This is a genomic window from Agrobacterium sp. (assembly GCF_059499945.1).
Genome location: NZ_JCABZP010000005.1, coordinates 90,553 through 106,651, shown reverse-complemented (window position 1 = coordinate 106,651; position 16,099 = coordinate 90,553). Strand labels below are relative to the sequence as shown.

The following is a 16,099-nucleotide window of genomic DNA, read 5'->3' as shown; positions in this document are numbered from 1 at the left end:
TGGAAGAACAGTTTTACCGCCGCCGGCGACGATGCGCCGACCTTTGATTGTTATGAACAACAACAAAAACCAGCGTTGGGAAGTGCTTTTTGCACTACCAGGCAATCTCCCCGATACGCCGTTTTCATGGTCGGGCAAGATACCTGTCAACCTTGCAAAAGCAGTTGAATGAGGGCTTCGGTGTTCGAGACTTCGTATTTTCTAAGCAGCCGCGTCCTGTAAACGTCCACAGTACGAGGACTGATATCGAGCGCCCTTGCCACTTCCTTGCCTGTTTTCCCTTCAATGAGCAAAGCTGCGATATCCCGTTCTCGAGGCGTCAGCGACGTGCGCAGTGATTGGCCGGGGGTCTCGTTTTTGGCGATCTCAGTGAAGACCCAAAGCGTATGCGAGTGGGCTTTTTCCGGCGTATAGGTAAAGCCACGAACCCGCACCCAAAAAAGGTCGCCATCCAGCCGGCGCATCACACGATCGTCTGAGAAATTCCGGTCCTGAGACAAATAGGCCCCGACGCGCCGCCCCGTTTGCTCGAAATCGGTCTGGGTCGGATACAGGCGCTCGAAGGTCTGCCCAAGCATCTCCTGCACGGTACCACGAAATATTTTCGCGAACATATGGTTGCACGCCATGATCACTCGGTTCTGGCCTACGGCCTGACCCACGGGCGCGTTCTCAAACGCCTGTTTGTAATCAACTTTCATAGTCGCCTCCCGTGGGTCAATCGACCGGTGAACATCACCGAACACTTAAGTATTCAACACCTATAGCATTAAGTGTTTAAGTGTCATACTCTCTTCATACAAAAGTGCAGGCCGATCGATATCGCGGTAGCGCGATCGGACACGAAACAAGAAGAGCTGGCAGAAGCCAGCGGGGAACATCGTGTTAGGAAACCATGAAAACGCCACTGTTGGAGATCCACGATCTCAAGATTAGCTTCGGCGGGATACGCGCGCTCGACGGCGCCTCGTTTCACGTCAACTCAGGAATCACCACGGGCCTGATTGGTCCGAATGGCGCCGGAAAGACCACGCTTTTCAACTGTATTTCAGGTCTTTTGCCCGGTTCCGAAGGTCAGGTGACTTTCGCAGGCAACGAGATCTCGCGGCGATCCCCTGAAGCGATCTCTCGGTCGGGCCTGGTCCGCTCCTTCCAGCTTGCCCGCGGTTGCGAAAATATGACCGTCTTCGAGCATCTGATGCTTTATGGGCCGCGCCAGACCGGCGAAGGACTTATCCGAGGGGTGTTGGGCGGCAAACGCGTTCGTGAACAGGAGGAGGCTTTGAGAGAAGATGCCCTTCAAATGGCGAAACGGCTGAAGCTGTCCCACGTTCTCGATAACCTCGTGACGCGGCTATCGGGTGGTCAAAAAAAGCTTCTTGAAATCGGCCGCGTGCTTCTCGCCAAACCAAAAATGATTCTGTTGGACGAGCCGATGGCCGGGGTCAATCCGACCCTTGTGCAGGAAATTGCCGATCAGCTCATCGAGATTCAAAAAAGCGGCATCTCCATCGTTCTGATCGAACACGAAATGGAGCTGATCGAACGCCTTTGCGACGAAGTCGTCGTCATGGCGGGCGGGCGGTTCCTGACCCGAGGAACCTTTGCGGAAGTGGCGTCCAACCGCGACGTCCAAGAGAGTTATCTGGGAGTGCGTCGCCAATGACCGATTTGTACATTAGCGGCATCCGTGGCGGATACCCAAACGCTGAGGAAATCGTAAAAGGGATCGACCTCTCCGTGGCGGCGGGCGACCTTTCGGTGATCATTGGGCCTAATGGAGCCGGAAAATCGACGTTCCTTAAGCTCGTTGCGGGCCTACTCCAACCTACCGACGGTCAGGTCATGCTTCAAGGCGAGGCGCTGCCTCTCGGAAATGCACAGATCGCGTGCAGCAAGGGCATGAGCTTCGTTCCACAGGAACGCAACGTCTTCCAGAGCCTCACTGTTCGCGAGAACCTTGAAATGGGTGGCTATCTGCTTCGTAAGGGCGTCAAGGACCGCGTCGAGGAACAATTGTCTCGGTTTCCGCTGCTGAAGTCGAAACTGCGGGAAAAGGCCGGCAATCTTTCCGGTGGCCAACGGCAGGTATTGGCTATGGGTGTCGCCCTTATGACCCGGCCGAGCGTGCTGCTGCTTGACGAGCCGACCGCTGGCCTATCGCCCGCGGCGGCCGACGAAATCTTCGAGTTGGTGCAAGGTCTTGCGAAAAGCGGCTTGGCGGTCCTGATGGTCGAGCAGAATGCACTTTTGGCCCTGGAGTTTGGCACCAAAGGCCTTGTCCTCGTGGCCGGACGAAAAGTCCGTGAGGAAACAGCCTCCTCGCTTCTTGCAGACGGTGAGGTTCGCCACCTTTTCCTGGGTCGGCGAGAGCATGAAACAGTGTCAGCAATCTAACCAAAAATGGGGAACACAATGACCAAGTTTAACCGTCGTACTTTCCTTACAGGTGCCGCCGGCGCGGGCTCACTTGCGCTGACCGCCTCCTTTCCGAGGTCGCTCATGGCCCAAGGAGGCGAACCCATCAAGATCGGAATCGTCATTCCCCTGACCGGTGCGACCAGCCAGTTTGGCAAAACGATGAGCGAGGCCGCAAAGATCGCCGTAAAGGACGTGAACGCCGCGGGCGGTGTCAACGGCCGGCCGATCGATGTCATCATCGAGGACGACCAGAGCAACCCGGAGGCCGCGGTACGCGCAGCACGCAAGCTGATCGATGTGGACAAGGTCGTCTCGATCGGCGGCTCGTATGCCTCGGCTGTCACGTCAGCGATCGCGCCGCTCTGCTACGAGAGCAAAACCGCGCTCTTTACGTCTTCGGGCGCTGACAGCATTACAAAGCTGCCCCACAACGGGTTCATTTTTCGGACATCGCCCACGGTCACCCTTCAGGGCACCCGGGTTGGCCAGTACGCGTTGGAACTCGGCGCCAAGAACATGTTCTTCATGGGCCCGCAGACGCCCTTTGCCCAATCCTACATCGACATCATCTCGAAGCTCTTCAAGGATGCCGGCGGAACGGGCCAAGGCCTCATCTACGAGGACAAGCGCGCAAGCTATCGGAGCGAGGTGGATCAGGTTCTCAGAGCCAATCCCGACGTCATCGTTCTCGGCGGATATGTTCCGGATACGTCCGTCGTATTGAAGGATCTTTATCGTGCAGGCTACACCGGCAACAAGATCGGTTTTTCGTTCGGCGTGAATCAAGTGCTCGCCGATGGCGTACCGCAAGACGTTTCGGAAGGCACCGCTTCGCTCGTTCCGTCAGCGTCTGTCGACTCGTCAGCCTACAAGACTTTGATCGACAAGATGGGCCGTCCGGCGCTCGATAGCTACTCGTGCCAAGTCTACGACCACGTCGTCCTCACGGCCTTGTCGTTGGCCCACGCGGCAAGCTCTGAACCCAATGGGATTGTCGTTCATGACAATGTCCGGGCGATTTCCCAGGATGACAAGGGTGAGAAGGTAAGTGACGTCGCCCTTGGCTTGAAACTGATCGGCGAGAAGAAAGCCGTCAATTATGATGGACCGAGCGGACCGCTCTCCTTCGCTCAAAACGGTGACGTCGAAGGCGTCTTCTTCCGCTACGAGCAGGTTCAAAAGGGCAAGATGGCGCTCCTGAAGGTCGCCTGATACTGAAAGGATGGGTGCCGTGCTCACTGAACTCACGCAATATCTCTTGAACGGACTAGTGTTGGGAGCGCTCATCGCCCTCCCCGCACTAGGCCTGACACTGATCTTCTCGGTGCAAGGCTTCGTCAACTTCAGTGTCGCGGCCCAAATGACGGTCGGCGCCTACGCGGCGTGGCTCGCAGGATCCTACTTCGGTTGGTCCCCCATCCCGATGCTCATTTTCGCTTTCGCGATACCCGGCGTGCTGGGTATCGTCGCTGACAAGCTGGCGCTGGCGCCGGTCAGACGGCAATCGGGCGCACACACCGCGCTGATGCTTGCTGTCGTCTCAATCGCGCTCAACCTTGCAATCGAAAACGGCCTTCGGTTCATCTTTGGCAGCGATCTGAACAGTTTCGATGTTCCAATAGAGCGAAACTATCGGTTTATTGGTCTGAGCATCGGCCCGCAGCAGCTGCGTAACCTCATCACCGCTCTTGTGATCGCCGTGGCATTGGCGGCGTTCTTCTCGTTGACGCGATGGGGCAAGGCGATGAGAGCCGTCGCCGACAACACTGATCTGGCTAGGCTCAAAGGCATCGATCCACGCCGTCTGTCAAACCTGGCGACTTTCCTCGGCATGGGTTTGGCCGGAATTGGGGGATCCCTCTTGGCGATGGACACCAGCGTCGATCCTTCAACGGGATCCCGCCTGATCCTTATCATCTTTGCGGCAAGCGTCGTTGGCGGCCTGACCAGTCTCTATGGCGCGGTGTTGGGCGCGTTATTCATCGGCGTTGTTGGCGAAGTCGCCCTGGTGGCTTTGCCGCCTGTCTATCAATCCCTGACGGCGTTCATTGCGATCCTTGTCGTTCTGCTGGTCAAACCGACAGGCCTGTTTGCGGGCGCAGCTGGAGTGAGAAAATGATCTCCTATCTTTTGTTTATAGGCACTCTGACGGCCATTTACGCAATTCTCTCGCTCGGTCTCGTCGTTAGCTGGGGGCAAGCGGGAATGGTGAACCTCGGCCTTGTCGGCTTTTTCGGCATGGGTGCATATGCGTCGGCTCTGCTCACCAGCGCAGGCGTCCCGATGGGCGTCGCGTGGATTGTCGCAACGGGCCTCTCCGCCGCGATCGGCGTTGCGTTCTGCCTTCTGACGCGAACACTCAGGGGCGACTATCTGGCCATCGTCACCTTGGGTTTCGGTGAAGGCCTACGTCTGATCGAGCTTAACGAACGATGGCTCACCGGGGGTAGTGACGGTATTTCGGGCATTCCTGCTCCCCTTAAGCAGGTCCTCGGCGACTTCTATCCATGGTTCTATCTCGGCCTTTCATGGCTTGTGGTCATAGTTACCGTGCTCCTTCTCGCGCGTCTTTTGTCGAGCCCGTTCGGTCGAGCTCTTCGCGCGGTGCGCGATGATGAAAAAGTCGCAGCCGTCGCCGGCAAAAGCGTTCTGCGCCTAAAGTGCCAGGCATTTGGCATTGGCGCAGCTCTGTTTGGCTTGGCTGGCGCACTTTACGCGCATTTCACCAGCTATATTTCGCCCGACAACTTCGTTCTGCAGCTCACAATCTACATTTTCCTTGCCGTCACGGCCGGTGGCTACAGCCGTCTGATTGGCGCAATCCTTGGCTCCTTCACGGTTATGACCATCCTTGAGTCCTCCAGATTTGCGGCGGAATTCATTCCGAGCCTGACGGCGGTCCAGGTCGCCTCGCTTCGCGAGTTTGCGATTGCCGTCGCATTGATCGTCATTATGCAGGTTCGACCGCAAGGGCTCTTTGGTCTCAAAAACCAGCGCGCGGGTACCGACGTGGCGAATGGGTCCAACTCCGAACCTTTGTTTCCTAAAGCCGTGAAGTGGAGAATGTGATCGTGACGGATGCACAAAAGCTCCTGATTGCAGGTGACGAGTTCGCCGCAATGTTTGACGCTTCGGGACTGACCGCTCTTCGTCCGGCGACGGAACGTAACCGCGGCATCGGGCCACATCGCTACATCAAGCTGATCAATGCGCGGATCCTTGATGGGACAGGGGCGCCGCCTTGGGGGCCCGCTGATCTGATCATCGAGAACGGCCGCATTACTGGGCTTGCGAAAGCCGGCAAGGCCAAGCCACAGGATCTGTCGGTGCCGGCGGAAGAGTTCTTGGTGATCGACTGCGCAGGCAAATTTCTGACGCCGGGTTTCGTTGATTGCCATGCCCATATCGGCGCGCCGTTCCATGCAAAAAACGGCCGGCAGCCATCCGCAGACTACGTCTACAAACTCTGGCTGGCGCACGGTGTCACCACTGTACGCGAGACAGGTTGCTTCAACGGTCTAACCTGGACGTTGGAGCAGCAGAAGGCCGCAGAGGAACACCGCATCGATGCCCCTCGAATCCTCGCCTATGCTCCGTTTCCTGCGACCACCGACTATGTAAAGAGCATACACACTGCCGAGCAGGCGGCAGCCTGGGTCCATGCAGTCAAGGAAGCTGGCGGTGACGGGATCAAGTTCTTCGGCGCTCCGCCATCGATCATGAAAGCTGCTCTTGAAAAATGCCTCGAGATCGGGCTTCGCAGCTGCTGCCACCACGCTCAGCTTGCCGTTGGGCGGATGAACCCCTTGCAAACCGCGCAATGGGGATTGAGCAGCACGGAGCACTCTTACGGGATCCCGGAGACGCTTCTCGAGGATCAGACACTACAGGCTTTTCCGGACGACTATGACTACGGGGACGAGTATCTACGTTTTTCTGCGGCCGGGCAGACGTTCATGCAAGCGGCAAGACCGGGCTCAGACAAATGGCGGACGGTTCTGGCTCGCTTCCTGGACGCGGGTCATACCTTCGTGCCGACCTTCAATGTCTATGACGCCAATCGCGACCTGATGCGGACCAGGCGGGCAGACTGGCACGAACGTTTCACGGATCCGACGCTTTGGTCCTATTTCCAGCCACAGCGTGGTGGCCATGGTGCCTACTGGTATCGCTGGTCGACGACGAATGAGATCGAATGGCGCGAGACCTTCCGTCTCTGGATGACCTTCGTCAACGATTACAAGAACATGGGTGGGCGAATTGGCGTCGGAAGCGATTCAGGCTTCATGTTCCAGACCTATGGCTTCGGCTATATCCGCGAACTGGAGCTTCTGCAGGAAGCAGGCTTCAGTCCCCTTGAGGTTCTTCGGGCTGCGACATCATGGGGTGCCCAGCTCCTTGGGATCGGCGATGATACGGGAACGCTGGAGATTGGCAAACGAGCCGATATCCTGGTACACAACAAGAATCCTCTCAAGGACTTCAAATTGCTCTACGGGACCGGGGCGATGCGGCTCAACGACGAGACCAAATCCGTTGATTGGGATCGCAGCCTTGAAACAGTGATCAAAGGCAGCATCATCTACAACGCCGCGGAACTCTTGGACGACGTGGAAGCGATGGTAGCGGACGCGCGGCAGGTGGCTGAATGAGCCATGTGTTGCCGAAACCCGCGCCTCCCGAGTTCGTCCTGCTCACAGGGGCTCTCGGATCCGGCAAGACAACGCTTTTGTCGGATTATCTTACACTCGGTGCACCATCCGATACCGGTGTGATTATCAATGACGCCGGCGAAATCAATGTAGATGGCGTGGTCATCAGGGCCGACAACCGCGATCTTGCGATGGCAACGATTGGCGATGGTTGCATCTGCTGTTCGCTCGGCAATGGTGTTCAGGAGGGAATAGATACGCTGCTGCTTGCACGGGCGGAAAGAGGACTAGCGCCCCTTCGGCGTATTATCTTGGAAACCAGCGGTCTCGCGGAGCCAGCTCCCATTCTGCGCTCGCTGCGTCAAATTCGGCAGATGCGTTTCAACCTCCGCATTGTCACGACGTTCGATGCGTTCCATCCACGCGCCGGTGATGATTTTCTTACTCCCTATGCGGCGCAGCTGGCAGCGGCCCAAACTGTGGTTCTAACTAAGCTCGACCGGTTGTCTGAAGATGACTGGGCATCGGTCGCGGCGCAGGCTCGAAGCTTCAATCCGTTGGCCTTCCAACTGGTCGAGTCGGATCGACAGCGGCGTGCAAAAACTGCCTTCGATAGCGACAGCCATATGGAGCCGCCGAGGGTTTCGCAATTTGCCGCGCGAGCGAGCGAGCCATCCCGCATCAAAATAGGTTTTGCCCGTTGGCATCCCTCCGCGGCTTGGGACGAGATCAGCGTGTGGATCGAAGACATCAGCGGACACCTGGATAGTCGCCTGCTGAGAATGAAAGGGTTCGTGAAGCCCAGTGGTTTGTCGACAGCGCTGTTGATCAACGGGGTCGGCGGGATATTCGCCCCTCCCCGCTCGATCCAGGTGGATGACAACAATGACCTGGGCTTGATGATGATCCTGCGGGACGTAGATGTCGAGGAATTCATCAAAGCGTCGGGGCCAACAAACAAACTGGAATTGAGTTTCAAATGACTACTATGGAAGACATTCAGAATTTTAGTATGGATCTTTCGCGCCTACCAAGCGAGCACGCGGCTTTCGAGCTGTTCGAGGCGCAGTCAAAAACGAATTTCTCCCACATTTTATTCACCGTCCTTCGTTTCGACTATCGCGAAAATACTATGTCCCGTCTTTATTCGAATCGGGAGGATGTTAGCCCTACAGGTGGCACCAAACCGATGCCAATTGGCATATGGGCCGACCGGATCATCGGTGAGGGCCGTGCCTATATTGGCCGAAATCGCGAGGACCTCCGCAACGTGTTTTTTGACTATGAAGCACTTTGGGCTATCGGCTGTGAAAGCGTACTGAACGTTCCAGTTCGCTGGCTGGGGAAAACGGTCGGCTCTATGAACATACTGGGGCGCGAGAACCAGTTCACTGAGGAGGATGGTCGGTGCTTTGCCGTGTTGGCACAATTTGGCGCACCACTTTTTCTCGAGTCTTTTTATCATGCGTACCCCTAGGACCTCTCTTCGAGGGTACGCGCTCGCGGCCTACCGCGCGCATGGAAGCAGCATAAACTGCTGCTTCAACCTGTTCGGCCAGCGGACTTTCAGCGCCTCGGCTCACGCCCTAGGCGCGGAACCCGCTGTTCTGATAAGAGAAATGCCAAGCTAAACAAGAATCCAGCGCATTCATTAATGTGGCATGATATGCCAATTTGACCATCTTCTTCGGCAGGTCATGCTTTTTCGACTTGCGGTTCTATCCGCAACTGTTCTCGGTCAATGGCAAAATCGAAGTGTTCAGAGGAGGTGAGGCAAAATGAACCATCGAGTTGATGTTAGCCGAGCGCCTGCCCTGCAATTTACCATCTCCGACCCAAATGCAGCAATTGTGAGCGCTTAAGGGGGAGGAACCCAAAATACGCTCCCAACCTCGGGATCCATACAACGCAAGCCGTCCCATTTGACAACAAGGACCTACGCCAATGAAACTGACCGACTTCAAAGCCCTGACCTTCGACTGCTACGGCACGCTCATCGACTGGGAATCAGGCATGTTCGAAGGACTCAAGCCACTGACCAGCCGGTTGGCAACCCCGCTGACGAGGGACCAGGTGCTCGAAGCGCACGCGCGCCATGAATCCTCACAGCAGCTTCAAACCCCTGCAAAGAACTATCGTGACTTGCTGCCTATCGTCTACAAGCGTCTGGCCGAAGAATGGGGCCTTTCGGTAACGTGGCCGGAGTGCGTTGCTTATGGCAAGTTCGTCAAGAATTGGCCCGCCTTCACCGACTCCGCTGGCGCTCTTCAGTATCTCAAGCGGCACTACAAGCTCGTCATCCTCTCCAACGTCGACAACGAAAGCTTCGCCGCCAGCAACGAGAAGCTGCAGGTAGAGTTCGATGCGATCTATACCGCCGAGGATGTTGGGTCCTACAAGCCGTCGGACCGAAACTTCGAGTACATGATCAAAAAGCTCGAGACGCTCGGCATTCAAAAGCATGAGATCCTGCACACGGCGGAGAGCATGTTCCACGACCACGGCCCCGCCAATCGCCATGGCCTTGCGTCCTGCTGGATCTATCGTCGCTATGATCAGGAGGGTTTCGGCGCCACGATGCATCCCGGTGACATGCCGAAATACGACTTCCGTTTTAACAGCATGGCTGACCTTGCCAAGGCGCATCAGGAAGCTCTTCGGGGCTGAAGTTAGGAAGGAGCGCGTGAATGGTGGCATTACCAAAACTAGACCGGATCGATATCAATATTCTCGCGCAACTTCAGCAAAATGGTCGCCTCTCAAATGTCGACCTTGCCGATGCAGTGGGCTTGTCGCCAAGCCCCTGCCTTGCCCGCGTAAGGCGACTAGAGGAAGCTGGGTATATCGCTAGTTACAACGCTCGGCTCCAACTGTCGAAACTTGTTGAACATATCACTGTGTTCACGGAAGTGACGTTGAACGACCACAAGCGGGAAGACTTCATCAAATTCGAGTCGGATATCCGTCGAAATGAGGCACTGCAGGAGTGCCATCTCGTCAGCGGAGGTTACGACTATCTCCTCAAATTCGTTATCAAGAACGTTGCACAATATCAGGAACTAATGGAGTCGATTCTCGACCGTAATATCGGTGTCGAAAAGTACTTCAGCTATATCGTCATCAAGACCGTCTTTGACCGCGGCAATGTTCCACTGAGGTCGCTCGTCAGCGACAGCTGATTGAACGACCAATGAATAGAACCGATGTACAACTACCATTTGCTCGTGCAGCGCACCCAGCAGACCTATCGCTCCTATGAACGGAACACACCATGGACAACATCGAACGCGTGCTCTCCGAGCTGCCTCAAGTTATTGTGACGAGAGATCAAGACATCATCTCGGCTTATACCACCGATTTCCGTCGCCAATATACCGGTGTTGCGCGTGCGTTGCTCAGGCCCAGAACGGTTGAGGAGGTCCAAGAAGTGGTGAGTGCATGTTCGGCCTATCACGTTGGTCTCGTTCCGCAAGGTGGTAACACAAGCTATTGTACCGCTGCCACGCCGAGCGACAGGGGTGATGAACTCGTCATCAGCCTTGAAAGAATGAACCGGCTCCGCGATCTCGATGTTGGTAATCTCTCAATTACGGTGGACGCTGGCATGATTCTCAGTGAATTGCAGCAAATTGCCGCCGATACTGATTTATTGCTGCCGCTTTCTCTCGGCTCTCAACAGTCATGCAGAATTGGTGGCAATCTATCGACAAATGCCGGTGGAGTTAACGTCGTCCGATACGGAATGGCACGCGATTTGGTTTTGGGTCTAGAAGTCGTCCTCCCCGACGGCTCACTCTACAGCGAACTTAGTCCGCTGCGCAAAAACAATTCCGGATACGACATTAAGCAAATTTTCCTAGGCGCCGAGGGGACCCTTGGCATCATTACAGGTGTGTCGCTTAAACTTGTCCGCAAACCTCGACAGACGGTAACTGCGTTCCTTGCAATAAACGACATAGCAAGCCTCGCTGCCATCCTTGACGCGGCACAAATCCAGTCGGGTGAAGCCATCACATCGTTTGAGTACCTGTCGCATTCCTCGCTCCAGTTGCTTCTCAATTCCAAAACCGGTTTGCGCCACCCACTTCAAGAAAGGAGCGAGCATTACGTTCTCCTCGAGGTCGCAACAGCATCTCCAGTGCTGAACCTCGAAGATGCTGTGAATGGTCTCTTAACCGAACTCTTCGAAACCGGTTTGATCACCGATGGAACGATCGCGGCAAGCGAACAACAACGCGCAGATTTTTGGAATCTGCGAGAAAGCATTCCTGAAGCCGAAGTGCACCATGGCGGATCCGTGAAGCATGATATCGCGGTAAGAACGTCAGGTTTAGCGACTTTTATTTTTGCGGCCTCGGAGATCGTAAGACTTAATGCCCCAGAAGCGGTTCTTTCAATTTATGGCCATGTGGGTGATGGCAACGTACATTTTAATGTCGTGCCTTCTGCACAGTCGAACTTAACGCAATTCAAGTCTGCGTTTGAACGGGAGGTATCTCCAAAAATCTACGCCCTCGCATCAAAGATGGGAGGCACGTTCAGTGCGGAATACGGTATAGGACGGGTGAAAATGGATTTGCTTGAGCACTATGGGGCTCGTGGCAAGGTCGATTTGATGCGTCGTATCAAGTCAGCGTTGGATCCGCTTGGAATTATGAACCCGGGCAAAGTGATCCCTCCGATATCGGAGTAGCTGAGTGGCACCTATCGAGATCGCTCCAACCCCAAAGAATTTGAATGATATCGATTTTGAGCTCTCAAAAACTAGCAACGAGATCAGTGCGTCTCGGCGCAAGACCGCTGTCGCTTTATCCTTGAACTTTAACTATGACAAATGCAATGAGGCAAAAACATCTGACAATAAGGTGCTCGCCAAGAGAAGGGTGAATGGATGCGAGTTCGTTGACTATCTCCTACAACAAGGAATCCAGAGCTCTGCCATGGTGCTTTATGAAGCCGTCGCAGCAGTTGCGATGCAGAGTGTTTCCGATTTTTATCCTATGCTAAGCGTACGCGGCTGGGGCGTGGGATTGAGCGAACGGCGACAAAACGGTCTTATAGAGGACGAAAATGGCTCGTCTTCATTTGAGGTAGATCGTATCGAATTGCGCAGCCGATCTTCCACACGGCCGTTCCTACTATCGTTGGCATTCTTGGAAAATGTAGTGCGCGCAAAATCGGTTCGAAACCATGCGGGTAGCTATTGGATCAAACATATCGCAGAGCACTATTCCTACCGTTTTCCGTGTGGTGAATCCCTTGGTCCAATGAATGTTCCAAATGGGGTTCTAATTGCTGCTGCCATATATGCCGGGTTCGACTTTAAGACGCACAAAAATGGCTCTGGGGATGAGCTTCGAAACGTCACATTCAATATATCCCGCTCATCACTCATCCAACTGGAAAAAGATTTAAATCCAGCTGCATCTTGTTGGCGTTACACAGGTGTTTAGTCTTATCGATTGCCTCAACAGGTAGCTTCTGACGTGCCCCCGTTAAATTGGGCCATTTAGAACTGGAATTTTCCACTTATGATCCCTGGTGGGAAAAAGAGGAGAATTCGATGAAGGCCTCGAAGTTTTCGGAAGCGCAGATTGCATTCGTGTTGAAGCAGGCAGAGGATGGCACGCCGATCGGCGAGGTCTGCCGCAAGGCAGGAATTTCGGACGCGACGTTTTACAATTGGCGCAAAAAATACGCGGGCTTGATGCCCTCGGAGATGAAGCGGCTGCGACAGCTTGAGGAAGAGAATGCCAAGCTGAAGCGGATTGTTGCCGACTTGTCACTGGACAAGGCCATGCTGCAGGATGTGCTTTCAAAAAAGCTTTGAGGCCTGCCCGCAAGCGCAAGCTTGTCGACACGATCAAGGCTGACTGGAAGGTTTCGATCCGGCGTGCATGCTCGGTATTGAAAGTCGACCGGTCGCTCTATGTCTACAAGTCCAGGCGTGGCGAGCAGGCCGAGTTGAAGCTCAAGATCAAGGACATCTGCCAGACGCGGGTACGCTACGGCTACAGGCGTGTGCATATCCTTATCAAGCGTGAAGGCTGGCCCGTGAACCCGAAGCGAATCTATCGTCTTTACAAAGAGATGGACCTCCAGCTCCGCAACAAGGTTCCCAAGCGCCGGGTCAAGGCGAAGCTGCGGGCTGACCGCACGGAGCCGACCCATTCCAACCATGTTTGGGCGATGGATTTCGTTCATGACCAACTGGCCACTGGTCGCAAGATCAGGGTTCTGACGGTCGTCGACACTTACTCGCGCTTCTCGCCGGCAGTCGATGCCCGCTTCAGTTACAAGGGGGAGGATGTCGTTCAGACACTAGAGCGGGTCTGCCGCCAGGTCGGATATCCGACGACCATTCGCGTCGATAACGGCAGCGAGTTCATCTCTCGAGACCTTGATCTTTGGGCCTATCACAAGGGTGTCGTGCTCGACTTCTCCCGGCCAGGCAAGCCGACCGACAACAGCTACATCGAGAGTTTCAATGGCAAGTTCCGCGCCGAGTGCCTGAACGCTCACTGGTTCATGACCCTTGACGACGCGCGGGCAAAGATGGAGGATTGGCGTAGAGACTATAACGAATTCCGGCCACACAGCGCGATAGGCAACAAAGTGCCGATTTCGCTCATGAACGGCTCATCGGCACCACCGTCGCACTGAGTCTTAACCCCGGAAAATTCCAGCTCCCGCTGGCCCAAATTCGGGGAGCACCTCAAAATGGGCCAGAGCTTACTTCAAAATGGACTATTTCAACGGGGCAAGGTCAAACCCTGCCCCGCACCAACGCGCCTTCCAGTAGATAGGAAAAGTACTCAGCGTTCCCTTGGTCTGATTGAACATCCCGGCCCTGATACAGAATGATTGTTCCGAAGGAGTCGATGGACGTCCGACTTGTAGTGAACAAAGATGCACGTGTGGAGTCCATGTTTTGAAGCTCGCAAGCTGACATTGGTCAGCAGCCAGCCACGAAAACTGTCTTCCCCTTCGAGTGCGTAATTGATGTATGCATCGAAGACCGAGCAGAGCTTTTGCGACGACAACGTCTCCTGTGAGAGCCACTTGATAATAGCAACACTATCATGCGCTGCCGCCCGATCTAGGCTTCAACCAAATCTGCTTTCGACGCGAAGTTTTTGTAGAGGCTCATCTTCACGACCTCGGCATGTCGGGTGATTATGCCGATACCCTGCCTGTATCGGTGGCTGCAAGCACAAAATCCCTTGCGGGTACTTTTCGGCTGAGGTGTGCCTCATGTTTCTGCTCGATCTTATCCCGCGGACACGGGCGATGTAGTTGATCGCGACGGGGGGCTACATATTGGCGTAAACCGGCCCTTCGCCGCCCTGCGGCGGCACCCAGTTGATGTTCTGGTTGGGGTCCTTGATATCGCAGGTCTTGCAGTGCACGCAGTTCTGCGCGTTGATGACGTAGACCTCCTGGCCGTCCTTCTCCACCCACTCATAAACACCGGCCGGACAATAACGCGTGGAGGGGCCGGCAAAGACGTCGTGTTCGGAGCGCTTCTGCAGCTCCATGTCCTTCACCTGAAGGTGGACCGGCTGGTCTTCCTCATGGTTGGTGGAGGACAGGAACACCGAGGACAGGCGGTCGAAGGTCAGGACGCCATCCGGCTTCGGATAGGCGATCGGCTTGTGCTTCGAAGCCGGTTCCAGGCTTTGCGCATCCGTCTTGCCGTGCTTCAGCGTGCCGAAGAAGGAGAAGCCGAACAGCTGGTTCGTCCACATGTCGAGACCGCCAAGGCCGACACCGACGAGCGTGCCGAATTTCGACCACAGCGGCTTGACGTTGCGGACCCGCTTCAGGTCCTTGCCGATATCGCCTTCGCGCCATTCGGCCTCGATCTCGGCCACCTCGTCATGGGCGCGGCCGGCGGCAATCGCCACGGCGATCTTCTCCGCCGCCAGCATGCCCGACAGCACCGCATTGTGGCTGCCCTTGATGCGCGGCACGTTGACGAAACCGGCCGAACAGCCGATCAGCGCGCCGCCCGGGAAGGTGAGCTTCGGCACCGACTGGTAGCCACCTTCGGTGATGGCGCGTGCGCCATAGGAAATGCGCTTGCCGCCCTCGAAGGTATCGCGGATGGCCGGATGTGTCTTGAAGCGCTGGAATTCCTCGAAAGGATAAAGATAGGGGTTCTTGTAATTGAGGTGCACCACGAAGCCGACGGCGACGAGGTTGTCCTCCAGATGATACAGGAACGAGCCGCCACCGGTCTTGAAACCGAGCGGCCAGCCGAAGGAATGCTGCACGAGGCCCTGTTTGTGGTGTTCCGGCTTGACCTGCCAGAGCTCCTTGATGCCGATGCCGAATTTCTGTGGCTCGCGATCTTTCGAGAGGTCGAATTTGGAAATCAGCTCCTTGGCGAGCGATCCACGCACGCCCTCTCCAACAAGCACATATTTGCCGTGCAGCTCCATACCGCGGGTGAAGGCGGGACCAGGCTCGCCATTCTTCTCGATGCCCATATCGCCGGTGGCGACGCCGATGACGGCGCCTTCGTCATTATAGAGCACTTCCGTGGCGGCAAAGCCCGGATAGATCTCGACGCCGAGCCCTTCCGCCTTTTCCGCCAGCCATCGACAGACCAGCCCGAGCGAGACGATGTAGTTGCCATGATTGTTCATCAAGGGCGGCATCATGAAATTCGGCAGGCGGATGGAGCCGGCCGGGCCCAAGAACATGAACTGGTCGTCCTTGACCTCGGTCTTGAAGGGATGCCCCTCCTCTTCGCGCCAGCCGGGCAGAAGACGGTCGATGCCGATGGGATCGACCACCGCGCCCGAGAGGATGTGCGCACCGACTTCCGCGCCTTTTTCCAGAACGACGACCGAGAGCTCGGGCTCCACCTGCTTCAGGCGGATCGCGGCGGCAAGACCCGCAGGACCCGCGCCAACGATCACAACGTCGAATTCCATCGCTTCGCGTTCGGGCAGTTCAATCATTTCAGTCATGGGCGTCCTCTGGGCCGGCGCCCGGAGGCGGACGCCAGCTCGTTATGT

15 protein-coding genes are annotated in these 16,099 nt (G+C 55.8%); 13 read left to right on the top strand and 2 right to left on the bottom strand.

The window, feature by feature from the left end; translation table 11 throughout:
* Window positions 1-146: 146 nt before the first annotated feature.
* A complete protein-coding gene (locus tag AC5I5B_RS05750) occupies window positions 147-701 on the bottom strand; it encodes a helix-turn-helix transcriptional regulator (protein ID WP_495752452.1) in 555 nt (184 codons plus the stop codon).
* Between the two features lie 194 nt (window positions 702-895).
* Between AC5I5B_RS05750 and AC5I5B_RS05745 the strand changes: the two genes are divergently transcribed.
* The 13 genes from AC5I5B_RS05745 to AC5I5B_RS05685 all read left to right on the top strand — a co-directional run bounded on the left by AC5I5B_RS05745 (window position 896) and on the right by AC5I5B_RS05685 (window position 13,736).
* Window positions 896-1,666 carry an ABC transporter ATP-binding protein gene (locus AC5I5B_RS05745; protein ID WP_495752451.1) on the top strand — a complete coding sequence of 257 codons (771 nt, stop codon included), beginning with the start codon at window positions 896-898 and terminating at the stop codon, window positions 1,664-1,666.
* A complete protein-coding gene (locus AC5I5B_RS05740) occupies window positions 1,663-2,397 on the top strand; it encodes an ABC transporter ATP-binding protein (protein ID WP_495752450.1) in 735 nt (244 codons plus the stop codon). The genes AC5I5B_RS05745 and AC5I5B_RS05740 overlap by 4 nt, the downstream gene beginning before the upstream one ends.
* A gap of 18 nt (window positions 2,398-2,415) precedes the next feature.
* Window positions 2,416-3,633 carry an ABC transporter substrate-binding protein gene (locus AC5I5B_RS05735; RefSeq protein ID WP_495752449.1) on the top strand — a complete coding sequence of 406 codons (1,218 nt, stop codon included), beginning with the start codon at window positions 2,416-2,418 and terminating at the stop codon, window positions 3,631-3,633.
* A gap of 19 nt (window positions 3,634-3,652) precedes the next feature.
* Entirely contained in the window at window positions 3,653-4,540 is an 888-nt protein-coding gene (locus AC5I5B_RS05730; protein WP_495752448.1) for a branched-chain amino acid ABC transporter permease, read from the top strand.
* Window positions 4,537-5,490, top strand: coding sequence for a branched-chain amino acid ABC transporter permease (locus AC5I5B_RS05725; protein WP_495752447.1), 954 nt, complete (start codon window positions 4,537-4,539; stop codon window positions 5,488-5,490). Before AC5I5B_RS05730 ends, AC5I5B_RS05725 begins: the two co-directional genes overlap by 4 nt.
* A gap of 2 nt (window positions 5,491-5,492) precedes the next feature.
* Window positions 5,493-7,073, top strand: coding sequence for an amidohydrolase family protein (locus AC5I5B_RS05720; RefSeq protein WP_495752446.1), 1,581 nt, complete (start codon window positions 5,493-5,495; stop codon window positions 7,071-7,073).
* The gene (locus tag AC5I5B_RS05715; RefSeq protein WP_495752445.1) at window positions 7,070-8,056 is read left to right on the top strand and encodes a CobW family GTP-binding protein; all 987 of its coding nucleotides are present in this window, start codon (window positions 7,070-7,072) and stop codon (window positions 8,054-8,056) included. The genes AC5I5B_RS05720 and AC5I5B_RS05715 overlap by 4 nt, the downstream gene beginning before the upstream one ends.
* A complete protein-coding gene (locus AC5I5B_RS05710; protein ID WP_495752444.1) occupies window positions 8,053-8,550 on the top strand; it encodes a GAF domain-containing protein in 498 nt (165 codons plus the stop codon). Before AC5I5B_RS05715 ends, AC5I5B_RS05710 begins: the two co-directional genes overlap by 4 nt.
* 467 nt (window positions 8,551-9,017) lie before the next feature.
* Entirely contained in the window at window positions 9,018-9,740 is a 723-nt protein-coding gene (locus tag AC5I5B_RS05705) for a haloacid dehalogenase type II (RefSeq protein ID WP_003508927.1), read from the top strand.
* 20 nt (window positions 9,741-9,760) lie between these two features.
* Window positions 9,761-10,252, top strand: a complete 492-nt coding sequence (locus AC5I5B_RS05700) for an Lrp/AsnC family transcriptional regulator (RefSeq protein ID WP_003508929.1) — start codon at window positions 9,761-9,763, stop codon at window positions 10,250-10,252.
* Between the two features lie 92 nt (window positions 10,253-10,344).
* The gene (locus AC5I5B_RS05695) at window positions 10,345-11,766 is read left to right on the top strand and encodes an FAD-binding oxidoreductase (protein WP_495752443.1); all 1,422 of its coding nucleotides are present in this window, start codon (window positions 10,345-10,347) and stop codon (window positions 11,764-11,766) included.
* 4 nt (window positions 11,767-11,770) lie between these two features.
* A complete protein-coding gene (locus AC5I5B_RS05690; protein ID WP_495752442.1) occupies window positions 11,771-12,526 on the top strand; it encodes a hypothetical protein in 756 nt (251 codons plus the stop codon).
* Between the two features lie 110 nt (window positions 12,527-12,636).
* Window positions 12,637-13,736 (top strand): IS3 family transposase gene (locus AC5I5B_RS05685; protein ID WP_373426364.1). Its coding sequence is split into 2 segments (ribosomal slippage): window positions 12,637-12,898 and window positions 12,898-13,736, totalling 1,101 coding nucleotides; the frame shifts between segments, so codons are not numbered across the junction.
* 650 nt (window positions 13,737-14,386) lie between these two features.
* Here the strand turns inward: AC5I5B_RS05685 and AC5I5B_RS05680 are convergent.
* Window positions 14,387-16,051 carry an electron transfer flavoprotein-ubiquinone oxidoreductase gene (locus tag AC5I5B_RS05680; protein ID WP_495752441.1) on the bottom strand — a complete coding sequence of 555 codons (1,665 nt, stop codon included), beginning with the start codon at window positions 16,049-16,051 and terminating at the stop codon, window positions 14,387-14,389.
* Window positions 16,052-16,099 lie beyond the last annotated feature (48 nt).

What these genes read in the sequence shown, in the direction of transcription:
- AC5I5B_RS05725 (WP_495752447.1), top strand. Translation starts at nt 4,537, where the DNA reads ATGATCTCCTATCTTTTGTTTATAGGCACTCTGACGGCCATTTACGCA.
- AC5I5B_RS05715 (WP_495752445.1), top strand. Translation starts at nt 7,070, where the DNA reads ATGAGCCATGTGTTGCCGAAACCCGCGCCTCCCGAGTTCGTCCTGCTC.
- AC5I5B_RS05695 (WP_495752443.1), top strand. Translation starts at nt 10,345, where the DNA reads ATGGACAACATCGAACGCGTGCTCTCCGAGCTGCCTCAAGTTATTGTG.
- AC5I5B_RS05680 (WP_495752441.1), bottom strand. Translation starts at nt 16,051, where the DNA reads ATGACTGAAATGATTGAACTGCCCGAACGCGAAGCGATGGAATTCGAC.
- AC5I5B_RS05705 (WP_003508927.1), top strand. Translation starts at nt 9,018, where the DNA reads ATGAAACTGACCGACTTCAAAGCCCTGACCTTCGACTGCTACGGCACG.
- AC5I5B_RS05750 (WP_495752452.1), bottom strand. Translation starts at nt 701, where the DNA reads ATGAAAGTTGATTACAAACAGGCGTTTGAGAACGCGCCCGTGGGTCAG.
- AC5I5B_RS05745 (WP_495752451.1), top strand. Translation starts at nt 896, where the DNA reads ATGAAAACGCCACTGTTGGAGATCCACGATCTCAAGATTAGCTTCGGC.
- AC5I5B_RS05710 (WP_495752444.1), top strand. Translation starts at nt 8,053, where the DNA reads ATGACTACTATGGAAGACATTCAGAATTTTAGTATGGATCTTTCGCGC.
- AC5I5B_RS05735 (WP_495752449.1), top strand. Translation starts at nt 2,416, where the DNA reads ATGACCAAGTTTAACCGTCGTACTTTCCTTACAGGTGCCGCCGGCGCG.
- AC5I5B_RS05740 (WP_495752450.1), top strand. Translation starts at nt 1,663, where the DNA reads ATGACCGATTTGTACATTAGCGGCATCCGTGGCGGATACCCAAACGCT.
- AC5I5B_RS05700 (WP_003508929.1), top strand. Translation starts at nt 9,761, where the DNA reads ATGGTGGCATTACCAAAACTAGACCGGATCGATATCAATATTCTCGCG.